This is a genomic window from Klugiella xanthotipulae, from assembly GCF_006716695.1.
Classification (GTDB): domain Bacteria; phylum Actinomycetota; class Actinomycetes; order Actinomycetales; family Microbacteriaceae; genus Klugiella; species Klugiella xanthotipulae.
This window is the reverse complement of record NZ_VFPN01000001.1, coordinates 1249489-1265007: the sequence shown is the minus strand read 5'-3', so window position 1 is coordinate 1265007 and position 15519 is coordinate 1249489. Positions and strand designations below refer to the sequence as shown.

Here is a 15519-nt window from a genome sequence, read left to right as displayed (position 1 = left end):
ACCTCGACCCACAAAATCCCCGAACAGGAATAGAAACGGCTCCCGCCATACGCCCAGAAACGCCGGGTAGTATTGGCCGAATGTTCACTCAGGTTGACAGTTCCCTTGTCTCACGCCCCACGCCAATCGCCCCCGATATCGCCGCTCAATTGGCGGCCAAGACGGCCCCGTGGTCCTGCGTACTCTTCGACCTCGACGGCACCATCACCGACTCGGCCCCCGGCATCATGAGCCGCATCTCCGAGGCCCTCGCCCAGGTTGGCCACCCCATTCCCAGCGACGAAGAACTCTTTGCCCTCATCGGCCCGCCCCTGCGCGACTCCTTCATCCACACGCTCGGGATGTCGGAAGAACTCGCCGACCAGGCCCTCATCATCCAGCGCGACATCGCCGCCCTGCGCGGCCCCAGCTCGGGCGCGGCTGTCTACCCGGGCGTCGCCGGTCTCCTCCGCGAGCTGCACGCCGCGGGGATGCCGTTGGCCCTCGCCACGTCCAAGGGGGAGTTGCAGGCCGTCGATATCCTCACCTTCTTCGACCTGACCGAAAACTTCACCGCCATCGTCGGCGCTTCCCCCGACGAAACGCGCAGCGCCAAGGCCGACGTGGTTGCGGAGGCCCTACACCGGCTCCGCGCGGCCGGTATCGACACGAGCAACCCTGTGATGGTGGGCGACCGCATCTTCGATATCAACGGAGCCGCGGCCCACGGCATCCCCACCATCGTGGTGGAGTGGGGCTACGGCTCACCCGAAGAATCAACGGCCGCGCTGTCGATCGTGCACTCAATCGACCAGCTCCGCTCGCGTCTGCTCACACCAGCCGCTGCCGAGTAGTTACAGCCGCCGACTCGCCCGCCGCGGGATCCGCTCGTTACCCTCGGCTGCCTCGATAAACCCGTGCTCAACGGGCAGTCCGTTGTCGCCCAGGCCCACGAGCACAATCGTGCTGATGGTGAGTACCTCGTCGTCGGTAAACACGTTACGGACGTGGCATTTGAGGGTGACGGATGTACGACCAAACGCCACGACCCGGAAATTCATCTCAATCAGGTCGCCCCGCACCGAGGAACTGACGAAGTTAATCTCCGAGAGGAACTTGGTCACCATCCGGTCGTTGCCCAGCTGGTAGATCGCACAGATCGCGGCCTCCTCGTCAATCCAGCGAAGGAGGCTGCCGCCGAAAAGGGTTCCATGCTGGTTAAGGTCCTCGGGTTTGACCCACTTGCGCACCGTGTAGCTGGCTGTCGTCATTGTCATACCCTACCCACCCGGCCTGTGTGCGCCCTCCTCTGACCGCCGGGTCACAGGATCTTTTACACCGGTCATCCCCTATTTTTTCTGTTTATCGTAGAATTGGCGAATGGCTGTTTCTTCTCTCACCGCATCAACCCAGGACTACCTGAAGGTGATTTGGGCTGCGACCGAGTGGGAAGAGGACACGACGGTCAGCGTCACGTACGTCGCCGAGTCGCTCGGGGTACGCACCTCGACCGCCTCGGACGGCCTCAAGAAGCTCACCGAGCAGGGACTCGTGGTGCACAAACCCTACGGCGGTGTCACCCTCACCGAGTTGGGCCACAGCCACGCGGTCGATATGGTACGACGCCACCGTCTCATCGAGACGTTCCTCGTCAATATGATGGGCTACACCTGGGATGAGGTGCACGACGAGGCCGAGGTACTAGAGCACGCCATGAGCGACACCCTCGTCAACCGCCTTGACGCGGTACTGGGCCACCCCGAACGCGACCCGCACGGCGACCCCATTCCGGATGCCGCGGGAACCCCACGCCGCCAAAACGCGTTCCAGCTCGGCGGTGCCGAGGTCGGCGTCACCCTCACCGTCAGCCGCATCGCCGACGACAACCCCGAGATGCTGCGCTACTTCGCCGACCTGGGCCTGCGCCCCGGCGTGACCGTATCGGTCGTGGAGCACCGCCCCTACGCGGGCGTGAGCAGCGTCATTATTGGGGATGCGGATGCCGCGGTAGACCTCGGATCGGTCGCCCTCGCCTCCGTCTGGGTCGAGAAGTAACCGCCACCGGAACCGCAGCGGCTAGAAGCGCAGAAAAACCGGCGCAAACCACATGGTTGATACGTGGACGCCTGTCGCGGGTGTTCCCGCATCAATCATCTGATTGCCACCAATGTAGATGCCCACATGGCCGGGGGTCCACACAATATCTCCCGGCTGTGCCTCGGCCGCGGAGACCACGGTGCCCTGGTAGCGCTGGGCGTCCGAGCTGCGCGGCACGGAGACGCCGAGCTGCGCGTAAACCCACGAGGTGAATCCCGAACAGTCGAAGGCGTCGGGGCCAGCCGCACCGGAGACGTAGACGGAGCCCACCTTGGTGGCGGCGATATCCACGAGGCTGCCACCGTTCACGTTCACGGGTGCCGCCACCGGGGGGAGGGCTGCCGCGGCGGTGTCGGATGCCGCGCTGGCAACCGAGGCCCGCGCCGCCGCCGCTTCGGCCTCCTGTGCGGCGGTTTCGCTGGCAATCTGCGCGTCAATCGTGGCGAGGGTCGTCGCCGAGAATGAGCTCACATCGAGGGGATCCTCGGTCACAGCGGAGCCGACAGTCAACGATTGAAAACTGACCGGCGCAATCGCGGCCGAGGAGTCCTCCGGGGTGGCCGCGTAGGCGGGAAGTGCACAGGTGGCGAGCGTCCCCACCCCGATAAGGAGGGCACAGGCCTCACGCAGATGTGACCGCACCGACGACCTCAATCCCATTACTCCGTCATCCTCATATCTTCACGCTGGTGTATCACGTATGGGTAACAAACCGATCTCAACCCCACCGACGCTACCGCACCGCGCCTGGGATGTTGCCCCATGAACACGGAGCTCCCAGGGGCCGCCCGGAGTTACGCCCCACCGGCCACGCGCCACGCACGGTCCCCACACCGGGTAGGGTGGCGACCATCCCCGGCTGTAAAGGAATATTGGATGTCCGAACCCCGCTTCGATTCCCTCGCCTTCGACGAGATCCCCCGCCCCCACTTCGCCGATGTCATCGTGCGCCCCCTCCCACCCGGGGTCACGCTTGACCCGGCCGAGTGGGCGGATGCCATTTTCAGCCCCGAGGGTGCGCCCCGCTGGGTCCGCGCTGCCTTCATCCTGCGCGAGGCACTCGTCCCCTTAATAGGGGTGCCCCGCGGCTCACCAGACACGTTTACCGTCGCCCGGGTGGAGGGGGAGGAGGCTGTGATCGTGGCTCCCGATACCCACCTCTTCTTCTGCTGCGCCGTGGGGGTTGATCCGCGGCGACGGCTCGTGCGGGTGACCACAACGGTGCGACTGCACGGCTGGCGCGGCCGCCTGTACTTTGCGCCCGTGAAGCTGGTGCACCCCGTCGTGGTGCAGTCGATGCTGCGGCGGGCATCGCGCACGCTGCATCGGCGGGCCAGAGCCCGCTAGCGCCGACCCCCCGCGCATCCGGATCACACTCGTCGGCCCCACCGCCGGTGTCCTCAGTGCGTTAACGTTTATACAGATCATGTGCTTTTTCGTGAGATTGAGAAACCGCTTTACCTCTCCGTAAAGCCGGTATAAGGTTATGGAAAATGACCAGATCGGCTCACTATTCCAGTAAATTCGGTGGTCTTTTGAGTCGCCCACGATTAAAGGAGCGAATCATGTCTGAGCACGAAAAAAATAGCCAGGTTGAACCGTCAGAAGAAACACACAGTATTCGCGATTGGGCAGATCTCGGCCAAGAAATGTGGTCCTATCTAACCGGCCGACACGCAATGGTCAACTATTCTTTTGAGGATATGACCGTCGAGGTTCCCCGTGATATCGGCCCGGATGCACCGCGAGCCGTCTGGAAATTTAACGGCTCGGTGAAGATTACAACAAACGATGATCATGTTCGGGAATAAGCGTCATGACCACCTCAGCGCGGTTTGATATTGATCTTCACTTCGAGGTCCACATTCCTGCATCCCCGAGCGGGGAGAGTCGGCAGATTACGGGGAGAATCGAGGCGGCGGGGGCCGATATCGTTCTGCACTGCTCCGAGCCGGAGATTTTTCTCGACAGTGGGGCCAGCGACCCGGCACTGTTCCGTGCCCTCGCCGAGGTTCTTGCCACACACGGCACAACCTTTGCCATTCATGGCCCGCAGGGGCTTATCGTTCGAGCGGGCAGCCTGAAAAATCCGCTCGTGCAACGGTTACTGACACGAAGCCGACACATCGAAATTGGCTCAGCCTCCACCTTTGCCGCCCTGCTCGGCCAGCGCCTCTCAGAACACGGCACCGCACGGCCGTCACCGCTTCTGCCCCCGCCAACGCTCAGCCCCATCCTGCCCACCTTCCTGAAGCGCAGGAGAAGACGTGTCACCACCACAAACTACGCCTACGGAGCAGGCCGTCCGCGGTTGATTTTTGTGGTGGATTCTGCGCGCTGGGATGGCAGGCCTCCGCGCACCTTTGACCTCACACAGGAGGTCACCTCACTCGGCTCCTCCCCGCTTGCGGACCTTGTCCTGGCGGGCTCGCACCCGTTCCACGCCGAAATCAGGCACACAGAAGAGGATGAGTATGCGCTCTTCCCGCTTGCCCCGATGGGATTGGGCATTGACCCGGCACACACGACGGCGGAGTGGGCCCAGGGGGGAGTCGCGCTCAGAACCGGTGCCCGCCTACAGATCGGCGAGTGGAAGCTGGCATTTTTCCGGGAAGAATACGCCGATCACGGTCGGCCATTCGGCGGGCGGGCCGGGGGAGAGTGGGCGCATCAAAGCCCGCAACCCGCACGACGAATCCACGGGGAGGAAAACGGCTAGGCACCGCGCGATGTTTTCCGCAGGACTCCGGGCAGCAAGGAGAGCGGTGGTCGATACTGTCGCTGCCCGGCAGTATCTTTAGCGGTATGTCCAATCGCACCACTACGGCCGTCGCACCCGCTGCGAGCGCGACCCTCCCCACCGACACAGGTCATCCTGCGAGGGCAGTATCCCCGCGCACACCCCCGGGAACGGATGCTCCGGTCAGCATCGTCTGGCTGCGCAACGACCTTCGTCTCGCCGACAACCCGGCGCTCCGCGCCGGGGTTGAGGCGGCGGGGTCGAGCGGTTCAACACTCGTCGTGTACGTGCTCGAAGAGGCCGTCGCACCGCACGATCACGCCGAGCTGCACGACTCAGCGGCTCCCCGCCCCCTGGGCGCGGCCGCGCGCTGGTGGCTGCACCACTCGCTGGCCGCCCTCGCCTCCGACCTGCGTGCGGTGGGCGGCGAGTTGGTGCTACGCCGGGGAACCGCGGTGGAGGTCATACCGGCACTGGCCGACGAGGTAAACGCCTCGGCCGTGTTCTGGAACCGCCGCTACACCAACGCGCGCAACGCCGACAGTACGATCAAGAAACAGCTCACGGCGGCCGGGCTCCGGGCCGAGAGCTTTCACGCAAATCTGCTCAACGAGCCGTGGACCGTTCAGACCGGCGGCGGGACCCCTTTCCGCGTGTTTACACCCTATTGGCGGGCGTGCCTCGCCCGGCCGGAGCCGCGGGAGCCACTCCCGGGTCCGACAAGCATCCGTGCAGCCTCCGCCCCCGGTGATGCCCTCAACGACTGGGCTCTGCTCCCCACCGACCCCGATTGGAGCGGTGGCCTGCGCGAGACCTGGACTCCCGGCGAGCGGGGAGCCCACGAGCGCCTCGCCGCCTTTATGGGTGACGGCCTCGCCGCCTACCACCGCAGGGATGAGCCGGCCGCAGGGGGAGCCTCGATGCTGAGTCCACACCTCCGTTTCGGTGAGATCAGCCCCTTTACCGTGTGGGAGGCCGTCCGCTCGGCCCGTCGCGCGGGGCTTGACGGGCAGAGCGCCCACAACACCGCCACCTTCCTGAGCGAGGTGGGCTGGCGCGAGTTTCACGCGAGCATCCTCTTCTCGCTGCCCACGCTGCGTGAGCGCAACGTTCGCCCCGAGTTTGATGGCTTTCCCTGGGGCGAGCCGCACCCCGCCGAGTTGGCCGCGTGGCGCGAGGGGCGCACCGGCATCCCCCTGGTGGATGCGGGAATGCGGGAACTCTGGCACACCGGAACCATGCACAACCGGGTGCGGATGGTCGTTGCCAGTTTCTTGGTGAAGAACCTGCTGATCGACTGGCGGGTGGGCGAGACCTGGTTCTGGGATACCCTCGTGGATGCCGACGAAGCCAGCAACCCGGGCAACTGGCAGTGGGTGGCCGGCAGCGGGGTGGATGCCGCACCATATTTTCGCGTGTTCAACCCCGAGCTACAGGCCACAAAGTTCGACCCGCGGGGCGAGTACGTGCGGCGCTGGGTGCCCGAATATGGCACCGCCGAGTATCCGGCTGCCCTCGTTGACCTGCGCACGACGAGGGCGAACGCGCTGGCCGCGTACCAGGCGATGCGGGCGGCAGCGGGGGTATCCGAGGATATGCCCGGCGAGACCGGGAACCACCCACGGGTTCGATAAGAAAGAGACAGGTGGTGCTGTCGCGTAGCGGTTTGCCAGGACTCAGGATGATGCGCCGCTGTGGGTCGGACGGTCCAGGGTTGTGGTCGCTCACCCGAGCCCGTCAAGCGCGAGGTTCAGTTCAACCACGTTGACCCGGGGTTCGCCGAGGAACCCGGCATCCCGCCCCGTAGTGGACCGTTCGAGCATCGCGGCAACTCTCTCTACCGACAGGCCTCGCGCCTCCGCCACGCGCCGTACCTGGATGCGCGCATACTCGACGCTGATGTGCGGGTCGAGACCGGACCCCGATGCGGTAACCGCGTCAACGGGAACCTCCGATTCTGTGACCCCGTTGAACGCGGCGATCTGCGCTGTGCGCTCCCGGATCTGGGCAAACAACTCCGGACTTTCCGGGCCGAGGTTTGATCCGGCAGACGCCGTCGGGTCGTATCCGTCCCCGGCCACAGAGGGTCGGGGCTGAAAGTACTGCGTCAGGGGGGAGCCGTCGGCCGCGTCGAAGCGCTGCCCGATCAACGCCGACCCCGCGACCCTCCCCTCATTCGTGTGCACGAGTGAGCCGTTCGCCTGGCCGGGGAACACCGCCTGGCCAATGCCGGTGACGAGCAGCGGGTAGGCGACCCCCAGCAACACGGTGAGGATCAACATGAGGCGGAGGCTGATCCAGAGGGGTGCGAGTCTGCGAGTAATGGGACGGGTCATGGCGGACTCCTCAGTATCCCGGCATCAGGCTGACGACCAGGTCGATGAGCTTGATGCCAATGATCGGGACGAGCAAGCCGCTGAGTCCGTTAATAACGAGGTTTCGGCTGAACATCGGTTTGAGCTCCGTGCTGCGGTAGGGGACGCCGATGAGGGCCAGCGGGATCAGGATGCCCATGACCAGACTGCTGAAGATCACGGTTGAGAGAATCGCCGACGCGGGTGAGTGCAGCTGCAAGACGTTGAGCGCGGCGAGCCCGGGGAATACGCCGACAAACAGCGCCGGGAAGAGGGTGAAATACCGCACGACGTCGTTCGCCAGGTTAAACATCATGAGCGCACCGCGCGTCGCCATCTGGCGCCTCCCCACCTCGATGATGTCCACAAGATGCGCGGGGTCGTCATCCAGAATAATCATGTTGGCCGACTCTTTGGCCGCCGAGGTTGCGGTGTTCATCGCAATGCCGATGTCGGCTTGGGCGAGCGCAGGAACATCGTTGAAGCCGTCACCGCTCATAGCAACGAGGTGTCCCTGCTCCTGCTCACGCACGATCAGGGCGAGTTTATCTTCGGGCGTGGAGTTGCCGACATACTCGTCGATACCGGCCTCCTCGCTGATCGCCTGCGCGGTCAGCTCGTGGTCACCCGTAACCATAACGGTGCGAATTCCGAGTGCCCGCAACACGCTGATTCGCTTCGGAACGGTGTCTTTGACAACATCCTGAAGGTGGATGACGCCGAGGGCGTGCCCCGGGCCGGGGGAGGGTTTCATCACAACCACGAGCGGGGTGCCGCCCGTGCGGGCGATCTCACGGGCGGTCGCCTGCAATTCCTCGATAACCTGGCGTTGCGGTTGTGTGCCCTGTTTTTTCAGCCAGGTGACGGCCGCCGTGACCGCACCTTTGCGAACCTTCATCCCGTTCGGGAGGTCGATTCCCGAGATGCGCGACACCGCGCTGAACAGCACCGGGTGACCGCCAGCGGTGTCTGCCGCGCTCGGCTCAACACCCGATTCGGCGGCAAGCCGAACAATTGAGGCACCCTCGGGGGTTGGATCCGCGACGGAGGCCAGCGCCGCAAGCCGTATGAACTCGTCAGGTTCCTCTCCCGCAAGCGGCAGAAACGCAATCGCGCTGCGGTTTCCCCTGGTCACAGTTCCGGTCTTATCGAGCAGCACGGTGGTGATGTCCCCCGCCGTCTCAAGTGCTTTCGCCGAGGTCACGAGCACTCCCCGGCGCAGGAGTTGGGACATCCCGGCGATTCCCGTCACCGACATCAGCGCCGCAATCTCTGTCGGGATCAGGCACACCACGAGGGCCACGAGCACGGGGATCGAGACCGGCGGAGCGACGGGCGACACCACAGAGTTCAGCGTCAGCGCGACGATCACGAAGGACAGCGAGAACGAGGTGAGGAGCGCGCTGAACGCGACCTCGATGGGCGCTTTCTTGCGGCGTGACTTGCTGGCGAGGCGGATCGTGCGCTCAAAGGCGCTCGCCTCGTAGGAGGCGGTGATTCGGATGATGAGGCGATCAGACAGATCGCGGGTGCCGCCGGTGACTGCCGTGCGGTCGCCGCCGGCCTCGCGGATCACGGCACCGGCGTGCCCGGTGAACTCGGACTCGTCAACCTCGGCCGCGCCCCACAGCACCTCGCCGTCTGCCGGAATCGCCTCGCCGGGCTCGACAATCACCACGTCACCCGCCACCAGCTCGTGGGAGTCAACCTCTTCAACCACGGCTCCCCGCGCGGCACGATTCTTCGCGTAGTCGTAGTCGCAGATCCGGCGCGCCATCGTGCTGTTCCGGGCGTGACGCAGCGATTCGGTCTGCGAGCGCCCGCGGCCTTCGGCGATTGATTCCGCAAGCGTCGCGGTAAACAGGCACACCCAGAAACCGATCGCGAGCGCCCAGGTGAAGCCTGGCGGCATGACGGACCCGCCCGAGGGCATCGCGCCACCAACAAACGGCTCCAGGATGGCGATGCAGGTCGTCAGCGCCGCCCCCACCTCCGTCAGGAGGAGCACCGGGTTGTGCCACAGGTAGCGGGGGTTGAACTTGCGGAGCGCGTCGAGAAGCACCGCCCGGATGGCGGTCGGTGCGAGGACGCTGTTGCGGCGGCCCGGGGCGAGGGTGGGGGCGGTCATCTGATGAACCCTTCAGCAAACGGCCCGACGAGCAAGATCGGCACGAACATCGGGACGGCGATGAACACGATGAGACCGACCAGCAGCCCGACGAACTGCGGACGGTGCAACGGAAGTTCGAGCGTGCTCTCCGCCTTCCCCTGCATCGAGAGCGACCCGGCAAGCGCAAGCACGAGCACGATAGGAATAAACCGCCCGAGCAGAATCACCACGCCCAGCATGATGTTGAGCAGCGGCGTGTTTGCGCTCAGGCCGGCAAACGCCGAACCGTTATTGATCGCGGCCGAGATGAAGGCGTAGAACACCTCGGAGAGCCCGTGCGAACCGTCGTTGCCCATACTCGACACGATCTCGGCTTTCACGGAGGGGATCGCGAAGCTCATCGCGATGCTGCCGATGGCGAGTGTCGGCATCACCAGGATCGCGATGCTCACGATCTTCAGCTCCCGCACACCGAGCCGCTTCCCCAGGTAGACGGGTGACCGACCCAGCAGCAGCGCCGTGAGGAACACCGCGATCACCATGAGGATGAGCAGGGTGTAGACCCCCGACCCGGCACCTCCGGGGGCGACCTCACCGAGCATCATGTCGAACATGAGCATCAGCCCACCGAAGGCCGTGTACGATCCGTGCATCGAGTTAACGGCACCGCCGGTCGTTCCGGTCGTCGCCGTCGCGAAGAGGGTGGAGCCCACGATCCCGAACCGCTGCTCTTTGCCCTCCATCGCCCCACCGGCGAGTTGGGGTGCGGATCCCGAGCCGGCGAATTCAAACGCCGTGAGTGACGCGTACACGAGGATGAAGAGCACGGCCATCGTCGCAAGCAGCGCGTATCCGGCACGCTGGTTCCCGACCATCGTGCCCAGGGTGCGCGGCATCGTGAACGGGATGAGGAGCAGGAGCAGGACCTGAAGCATATTCGTCCAGGGCGTGGGGTTCTCGAAGGGATGCGCGGAGTTCGCGTTGAAGAATCCGCCGCCGTTGGTTCCGAGCATCTTGATCGACTCTTGGGAGGCGACCGGGCCCCCGGGAATCGCCTGGGTGACCCCGGCAACAGATTCAACGTTGGTGAAGCCCGAGAAGTTCTGGATCACCCCGCCCGCGAGCAGCAGCACCGCGGCCACAATCGAGATCGGCAGTAAAATACGCAGGTTTGCGCGCACCAGGTCCACCCAGAAATTGCCGAGACCGCTGCGCCCACCCCGCGACGCAATACCGCGGATGAGGGCGATAGCGACGGCCATACTGACGGCGGCCGAGACAAAATTCTGGACGGCCAGACCGGCCATCTGCGCCACATATCCGACCGTCTGCTCGGGGGAGTAGGACTGCCAGTTGGTATTCCCCACGAAGGACGCCGCGGTATTAAAGGCCAGATCTGAACTCATCGGCGGCAGGCCCAGCGAGTACGGGAGCAGGTGCTGGAGGCGCAACATCACGTAGAGCAACACAAGCCCTGCAAGCGAGAAGGCGATGATCGACCGCAGGTAGGTACGCCAGGATTGCTGCCGCTCAGGATCAACACCGGCGAGCCGATAACAGAGACGTTCGATGCGCCAGTGCCGCTCCGAGGTGAACACCCACGCCATGTAGTCGCCCAGCGGCCGGTAGAGCACCGCGAGCACAAGGGCCACGAGGAGGAGTGCCGTGACGGCAAATACCCAGGCCATCAGAACCGATCCGGATTCAGCAGGGCATAGGCAAGGTACAGGAGAGCCCCGAGACCAACGATTACGGCCACGACTTCGATGATGCCCATAACTTCTCCATCTTGAGGACTGCCCATTGAGCATAGTCCACCGCGCACCGTGTTATGCGCGCGGGTTCAGGCTGCACGAGGCTATTGGCCACAAGAGGTTGTCGAAAATTGGGTCTCAAGCGCTATCACGAGGTAAGAGAGGAATCACGCGCACAGGCCTTTACGAGAGAATATGGACTCGATACTCCTCCGGCTCAGTGGTCACCACCTGATGAGGTCGGGGTGAGTCAACTCAGCTGAGAACAGACTCATTGGTTACGTGCACGGGTGTCCAGGATATTGGTTTCATGGCCAATATCCTGGGCACCCTGTCAATTCGCTTGAGCGCGTCCGAAGCGGCTGGACTCACTGCCCGCAGCAATACGGTCATGTCTTTTCTCAACCGCGAGTGATTCACGGTAAGAATCTGCTCATGGTGTCCAATCCTGTTCCTCAGACGAAGAAGCCGACCTAATGCTTGTCCCACCGCATATCCGGCGACAACGTCAGGAGGTACGTCTGCGGGGAGGTTCACGACCCACCGCTTTGCAGCCTCTTCTGTGAGTCTCGGAAACGCACCGAGAAGTCCTGTTTTCCAGAGGTTCTCTCTTTGGGTGTACCCGCTGCGCAGACTTTGACGATTCGTTGGAGGATCAGCCGGCATGAGAAACGAAATGCTGCCAAAAGAGAGCTGAGCGATCAAGTCATCGAGCCCCACTGGCGAGTTCTTGCGGGGATGGTCCGGGGCGCGTCGCTTCTTGGCGGTGTCAGCTTGGCGCTCTGCATCCTTCGCTGATTTTTTCACCAGAGAAGCCAGTCTGCTATTGGGGGTACGGAGCCAATCTTCACTTCCCGACCTGGCAAAGTTCCAGCTCCTGAGGGCGGTATCTGCTGAGTGTCGCAGGATCGCTTCCGTATAGGCAAGATTCTCAAACCAGGCGGCACCCAGCGCGGTCTGCCAGACATAGAGTGCTGCTACCTGCTCCTCGGGCACACTGTCAGCAGAAACCCCGGCTGTTCGAGCGCACTCCTTCCTATAGGTATCCAGGCGAACCGGGTTCATAGGGGTCAGGAGTCTGAGCGGCATCGTTGTCCTTTAATAACAAAACAAAGACCCCGCACGAGGCAGGGTCTTTGGCTAGTAACGAGGGATCTGGTCCACGTTGTTCAAAAGAACGGTATCACACGGATAGCCGGGTATTCAACCGAAGCTCGTATCCGGACTCTTAGCCCTGGGCGTCTCGACTCACCCCGCTCCACGAGAGTGCTGTCTTATCTACGCATTACTGCGGCCCACAGGGTTATAGGACAAAAAGAGTGGATGAGATCTTGATCTAGCCCCGTGATCATGAGGCAGAACGGCGCTGGTCATACCCCGGCATGATTAGGAGTGCCAAACACCCCCAACTCCGGCAAATGTGCGGTATGCGATTCCAAGCTCGTGAAGAACGGGAGACATCGTTCTGGCACGCAGCGTTGGCGTTGCCCGAATTGCGGGGCTTCCGCGACCCGAAAACGTGCCGATCTCACACAGCGACATCAACTCCACGAGTTCCTGAGCTGGCTTGCCGGGAAGCACTCCCAGGCTGACCTCGGTGGCCCGTCTGCCGCGCGGCAGTTTCGACGCTCAACGAGGTGGTGTTGGGATATTGAACCCCGCCTGGGTCCCGTCACGACCGCGCACCACACGATCCTGGTCGACGGCATCTACATCGGTTCCTGGTGTCTACTCATCGCGGTCACGCAATCGTTGCAAGTGCTGGCGTGGCAATGGTGCGCGCGAGAATCAACTGCGGCGTGGCTGGCACTCCTGGAACGTCTCCCGGCACCAACGGTCGTGGTCTGTGACGGTGGCACCGGGATTGCGTCTGCGCTCCGCCAACAATGGCCCGCCACCCGGATACAACGCTGCATCTTCCACGTCCGCATGAACCTCCGCCGTCACCTCACCCTCAACCCGAAAACAGGCGCCGGCAAGCACCTCGCGCAGATCGGTCGCGCGCTTTCAGAAGTCACCACCATTCACGACGCGATCGAGTGGCAGAAACTCCTGAACGTGTGGTGGCAGGCATACGGACACCTCACGAAAGAACGCACCCGATACCGTGACGGAAACTGGGGATACACTCACGACCGGTTACGCAAAGCCTGGAATCTGCTCCACAGCCTCAACCGAAAAGGGGTCCTATTCACATACCTCGAACACGGAAATGCTCGAACCACGTCGCCACTCGAGGGCGGGATCAACAACGGCATTAGGACGGTATTGCGGAACCATCGCGGAATGAGCGAAGTACACATGAAACGAGCCGCGGAATGGTTCCTCACACTGAAAGAGATCCCCTCTGACCGCGCACACGAACTCATCCAACACACACCAGAACCCGCCCCAGACAACACCACCGAGCCAGCCGAACAAACAGACCAGCCACCGCTCTACGACACCGGCCTCGACGCCAGCGAAGGCCTCTGGGTACGCGCCGGATGGGCAGGCAGCGGATGACGCACCCGGGGCCATCCACTCTTTTTGTCCTATAAGCCAACGCTTAGCACATATCTCAACACACGGCACGAAAATGACCCCCAACCCGGAGAACTAAATCCCAGGTCAGGGGCCATTTCATTCGCGTGCGCGAGGGGGGACTTGAACCCCCACGCCCTTGCGGGCACTGGCACCTGAAGCCAGCGCGTCTGCCAATTCCGCCACTCGCGCGTGTTACTCCGCCAATCTTTCCGGTCTCACCCACGGGCACTATCCAGAAAATTTCGACGACTAAGCGAGATTATCAGGAACCAGACGAAAACCCAAAAGCCAGCCCAACTATTATTCACGGGAGACCCTACATCGCACTCCGTCTTCACACCATCACAACCTCGTCCCCGCCCAGCACACCGCCCACTCTGCCCACCCTTTCCCGGCCCCTACCCCCGCACAAATCCCGCACAATCCACCCCAGCCTCCGCACCAACTTCCACCCCACATTCCACGTAATTCCACAGAAAGAACCCGCACCTCAGCGGCACGCACAGACACCTCCTAGGCATCCCAGGTATCGCTTACTCAGGCTAGCCGAGTAGCATTCTGTTGATACTGTTCGATAACAATCGGAGAAGCCGTGGGCATTCTGGACAACTTTGAACGCGGGCTGGAGCGCGCGGTCAATGGTGCCTTCGCGCGCACGTTCCGGTCGGGCCTCCAGCCGGTAGAGATCGCCGCCGCTCTCAAACGCGAACTGGATATCAACGCCGTTGTCGTTGATCGTGATCGCATCCTGGCCCCCAACTCGTTTACCGTGCGCATGTCCGCCACCGACTACACACGCATGTCCGCCCTCGGGGCCGCACTCAGCGACGAACTCATGCAGATCGTGCATAAACACGCCAAGCGCCAGCGCTACCAATTTGCTGGTGGCCTCACGATCACACTCGCCCCCGACCCCAAACTCACCGACGGAGTGCTCGAGGTTGATGCTGCCACGCTCAAGGGCACCGTCTCCTGGACCCCGGTTATCGACATCGGCGGCACTCGATACACACTTACCGGATCCCGCACGGTGATTGGCCGCGGGTCTGACGTCGACATCACCATCAACGACACGGGCACGTCCCGAAAACACGTCGAGATTCTCTGGGATGGTCGCCGCGCGAAGGTGCGCGACCTGGGCTCCACAAACGGATCAAAACTCAACGGCCATCCGTTCCGTGAGGCCACACTCGAACCGGATTCCGAGATATCCATCGGACAAACGCGTATTATCTATCGGGTGCTCCCTCAAGCGGCAGCCCTGAAACCCAAGGTGGACAATCGCGTGAGCGACAACACGACGGTTCAGCCCCGAGTTGATCAAGACTTCTGGAGAGACCTGTGAGTGATGAACTGACACTTCTTGTCCTCCGCCTGGTGTTCCTTCTGGTGCTCTGGGGCTTTATCTTTGCTCTCGTCTATGCCCTGCGCAGCGATTTGTTCGGTGCCCCCGTGCGCCGCATCAAAAACGCCGGCCGCAACGACGATCTGATTGACCCGTTTCTTGCGGAACCCATGCCGGTGGCCACAGCCCCGCAGCAGGCCCCCACCAACCCGGTCGTCGCCGGAGCCCTGACGGAGCCCCTGGCCAAGGTACCCAGCGCAGCCGCCGGCCCCAGCGGAACAGCGACTCGCCTCGTCATCACCACGGGCACTAAGGCCGGTGTGGAGATTCCCCTCAATGGCGAGCCATTGACGATCGGTCGGTCAAGTGATTCGAGCCTCGTCATCCGCGACGAGTACACCTCAACCCACCACGCACGCCTCGTCTTTCAGAACGGAGAGTGGTATCTGCACGACCTCGATTCCACCAACGGCACGTTCCTGAATGCGCGGCGCATCGGCTCACCCGTTGTCATTCCCAACAACACACCGTTCACCATCGGTAAAACATCCTTCGAGCTGAGACGCTAAGTCGTGATCATCATCCGCGCCGAGATCCCCCGGCCCTCCGACCGC

At 63.0% G+C, this 15519-nt stretch carries 16 protein-coding genes and 1 tRNA gene; 9 read left to right on the top strand and 8 right to left on the bottom strand.

Translation table 11 applies throughout. From position 1 onward, the window contains the following. The first annotated feature begins 80 nt into the window (after positions 1 to 80). On the top strand, positions 81 to 833 hold the full coding sequence (locus FB466_RS05750; RefSeq protein ID WP_141916574.1) for an HAD hydrolase-like protein: 753 nt from the start codon (positions 81 to 83) through the stop codon (positions 831 to 833). Here the strand turns inward: FB466_RS05750 and FB466_RS05745 are convergent, their stop codons facing one another. Then, positions 834 to 1256 (bottom strand): acyl-CoA thioesterase, encoded by a 423-nt coding sequence (locus tag FB466_RS05745; protein WP_211344760.1) that lies wholly within the window; start codon positions 1254 to 1256, stop codon positions 834 to 836. A 103-nt stretch (positions 1257 to 1359) separates the two neighbouring features. Here FB466_RS05745 and FB466_RS05740 point away from each other — a divergent pair, with 103 nt between their 5' ends. Further along, positions 1360 to 2034 carry a metal-dependent transcriptional regulator gene (locus tag FB466_RS05740; protein WP_141916570.1) on the top strand — a complete coding sequence of 225 codons (675 nt, stop codon included), beginning with the start codon at positions 1360 to 1362 and terminating at the stop codon, positions 2032 to 2034. Positions 2035 to 2055: 21 nt separating this feature from the next. Here the strand turns inward: FB466_RS05740 and FB466_RS05735 are convergent, their stop codons facing one another. Beyond that, positions 2056 to 2718, bottom strand: coding sequence for a C40 family peptidase (locus tag FB466_RS05735; RefSeq protein WP_170206042.1), 663 nt, complete (start codon positions 2716 to 2718; stop codon positions 2056 to 2058). 234 nt (positions 2719 to 2952) lie between these two features. Between FB466_RS05735 and FB466_RS05730 the strand changes: the two genes are divergently transcribed. The 4 genes from FB466_RS05730 to FB466_RS05715 all read left to right on the top strand — a co-directional run bounded on the left by FB466_RS05730 (position 2953) and on the right by FB466_RS05715 (position 6450). Then, positions 2953 to 3423, top strand: coding sequence for a DUF2867 domain-containing protein (locus FB466_RS05730; RefSeq protein ID WP_141916567.1), 471 nt, complete (start codon positions 2953 to 2955; stop codon positions 3421 to 3423). 218 nt (positions 3424 to 3641) lie between these two features. Then, positions 3642 to 3887 carry a hypothetical protein gene (locus FB466_RS05725; RefSeq protein WP_141916565.1) on the top strand — a complete coding sequence of 82 codons (246 nt, stop codon included), beginning with the start codon at positions 3642 to 3644 and terminating at the stop codon, positions 3885 to 3887. Between the two features lie 5 nt (positions 3888 to 3892). After that, on the top strand, positions 3893 to 4795 hold the full coding sequence (locus FB466_RS05720) for an FHA domain-containing protein (protein WP_141916563.1): 903 nt from the start codon (positions 3893 to 3895) through the stop codon (positions 4793 to 4795). A gap of 86 nt (positions 4796 to 4881) precedes the next feature. After that, on the top strand, positions 4882 to 6450 hold the full coding sequence (locus FB466_RS05715) for a cryptochrome/photolyase family protein (RefSeq protein WP_141916561.1): 1569 nt from the start codon (positions 4882 to 4884) through the stop codon (positions 6448 to 6450). A gap of 90 nt (positions 6451 to 6540) precedes the next feature. On the opposite strand, the gene kdpC is transcribed toward FB466_RS05715, so the two are convergent. The 5 genes from kdpC to FB466_RS05690 form a co-directional block, all read right to left on the bottom strand. Next, the gene (gene kdpC, locus FB466_RS05710; RefSeq protein WP_141916559.1) at positions 6541 to 7152 is read right to left on the bottom strand and encodes a potassium-transporting ATPase subunit KdpC; all 612 of its coding nucleotides are present in this window, start codon (positions 7150 to 7152) and stop codon (positions 6541 to 6543) included. Between the two features lie 10 nt (positions 7153 to 7162). Continuing rightward, on the bottom strand, positions 7163 to 9298 hold the full coding sequence (gene kdpB / locus FB466_RS05705) for a potassium-transporting ATPase subunit KdpB (protein ID WP_141916557.1): 2136 nt from the start codon (positions 9296 to 9298) through the stop codon (positions 7163 to 7165). Beyond that, positions 9295 to 10968: a potassium-transporting ATPase subunit KdpA gene (kdpA, locus tag FB466_RS05700; RefSeq protein ID WP_141916556.1), complete on the bottom strand. Its 1674-nt coding sequence runs from the start codon at positions 10966 to 10968 to the stop codon at positions 9295 to 9297. The genes kdpB and kdpA overlap by 4 nt, the downstream gene beginning before the upstream one ends. Next, positions 10968 to 11057 (bottom strand): potassium-transporting ATPase subunit F, encoded by a 90-nt coding sequence (locus FB466_RS05695; RefSeq protein ID WP_170206041.1) that lies wholly within the window; start codon positions 11055 to 11057, stop codon positions 10968 to 10970. Before FB466_RS05695 ends, kdpA begins: the two co-directional genes overlap by 1 nt. A gap of 232 nt (positions 11058 to 11289) precedes the next feature. Next, positions 11290 to 12030 (bottom strand): hypothetical protein, encoded by a 741-nt coding sequence (locus tag FB466_RS05690; protein ID WP_141916553.1) that lies wholly within the window; start codon positions 12028 to 12030, stop codon positions 11290 to 11292. 396 nt (positions 12031 to 12426) lie between these two features. On the opposite strand from FB466_RS05690, the gene FB466_RS05685 reads away from it, so the two are divergent. Next, the gene (locus FB466_RS05685; protein WP_141916551.1) at positions 12427 to 13539 is read left to right on the top strand and encodes an IS1249 family transposase; all 1113 of its coding nucleotides are present in this window, start codon (positions 12427 to 12429) and stop codon (positions 13537 to 13539) included. Between the two features lie 126 nt (positions 13540 to 13665). Here the strand turns inward: FB466_RS05685 and FB466_RS05680 are convergent. Then, positions 13666 to 13749, bottom strand: a tRNA-Leu gene (locus FB466_RS05680). A 403-nt stretch (positions 13750 to 14152) separates the two neighbouring features. On the opposite strand from FB466_RS05680, the gene FB466_RS05675 reads away from it, so the two are divergent. Together FB466_RS05675 and FB466_RS05670 are read left to right on the top strand one after the other, a co-directional pair. Further along, complete coding sequence (locus FB466_RS05675; protein WP_141916549.1) at positions 14153 to 14905, top strand: FHA domain-containing protein; 753 nt, start codon at positions 14153 to 14155, stop codon at positions 14903 to 14905. Further along, positions 14902 to 15474 (top strand): FHA domain-containing protein FhaB/FipA, encoded by a 573-nt coding sequence (locus tag FB466_RS05670; protein WP_141916548.1) that lies wholly within the window; start codon positions 14902 to 14904, stop codon positions 15472 to 15474. The genes FB466_RS05675 and FB466_RS05670 overlap by 4 nt, the downstream gene beginning before the upstream one ends. The last annotated feature ends 45 nt before the right edge of the window (positions 15475 to 15519 follow it).

Excerpts from the sequence above, each read along its gene's own strand:
- FB466_RS05750 (WP_141916574.1), top strand. The coding sequence starts at position 81 with ATGTTCACTCAGGTTGACAGTTCCCTTGTCTCACGCCCCACGCCAATC.
- FB466_RS05745 (WP_211344760.1), bottom strand. The coding sequence starts at position 1,256 with ATGACAATGACGACAGCCAGCTACACGGTGCGCAAGTGGGTCAAACCC.
- FB466_RS05740 (WP_141916570.1), top strand. The coding sequence starts at position 1,360 with ATGGCTGTTTCTTCTCTCACCGCATCAACCCAGGACTACCTGAAGGTG.
- FB466_RS05730 (WP_141916567.1), top strand. The coding sequence starts at position 2,953 with ATGTCCGAACCCCGCTTCGATTCCCTCGCCTTCGACGAGATCCCCCGC.
- FB466_RS05725 (WP_141916565.1), top strand. The coding sequence starts at position 3,642 with ATGTCTGAGCACGAAAAAAATAGCCAGGTTGAACCGTCAGAAGAAACA.
- FB466_RS05720 (WP_141916563.1), top strand. The coding sequence starts at position 3,893 with ATGACCACCTCAGCGCGGTTTGATATTGATCTTCACTTCGAGGTCCAC.
- FB466_RS05715 (WP_141916561.1), top strand. The coding sequence starts at position 4,882 with ATGTCCAATCGCACCACTACGGCCGTCGCACCCGCTGCGAGCGCGACC.
- kdpC (WP_141916559.1), bottom strand. The coding sequence starts at position 7,152 with ATGACCCGTCCCATTACTCGCAGACTCGCACCCCTCTGGATCAGCCTC.
- kdpB (WP_141916557.1), bottom strand. The coding sequence starts at position 9,298 with ATGACCGCCCCCACCCTCGCCCCGGGCCGCCGCAACAGCGTCCTCGCA.
- kdpA (WP_141916556.1), bottom strand. The coding sequence starts at position 10,968 with ATGGCCTGGGTATTTGCCGTCACGGCACTCCTCCTCGTGGCCCTTGTG.
- FB466_RS05695 (WP_170206041.1), bottom strand. The coding sequence starts at position 11,057 with ATGGGCATCATCGAAGTCGTGGCCGTAATCGTTGGTCTCGGGGCTCTC.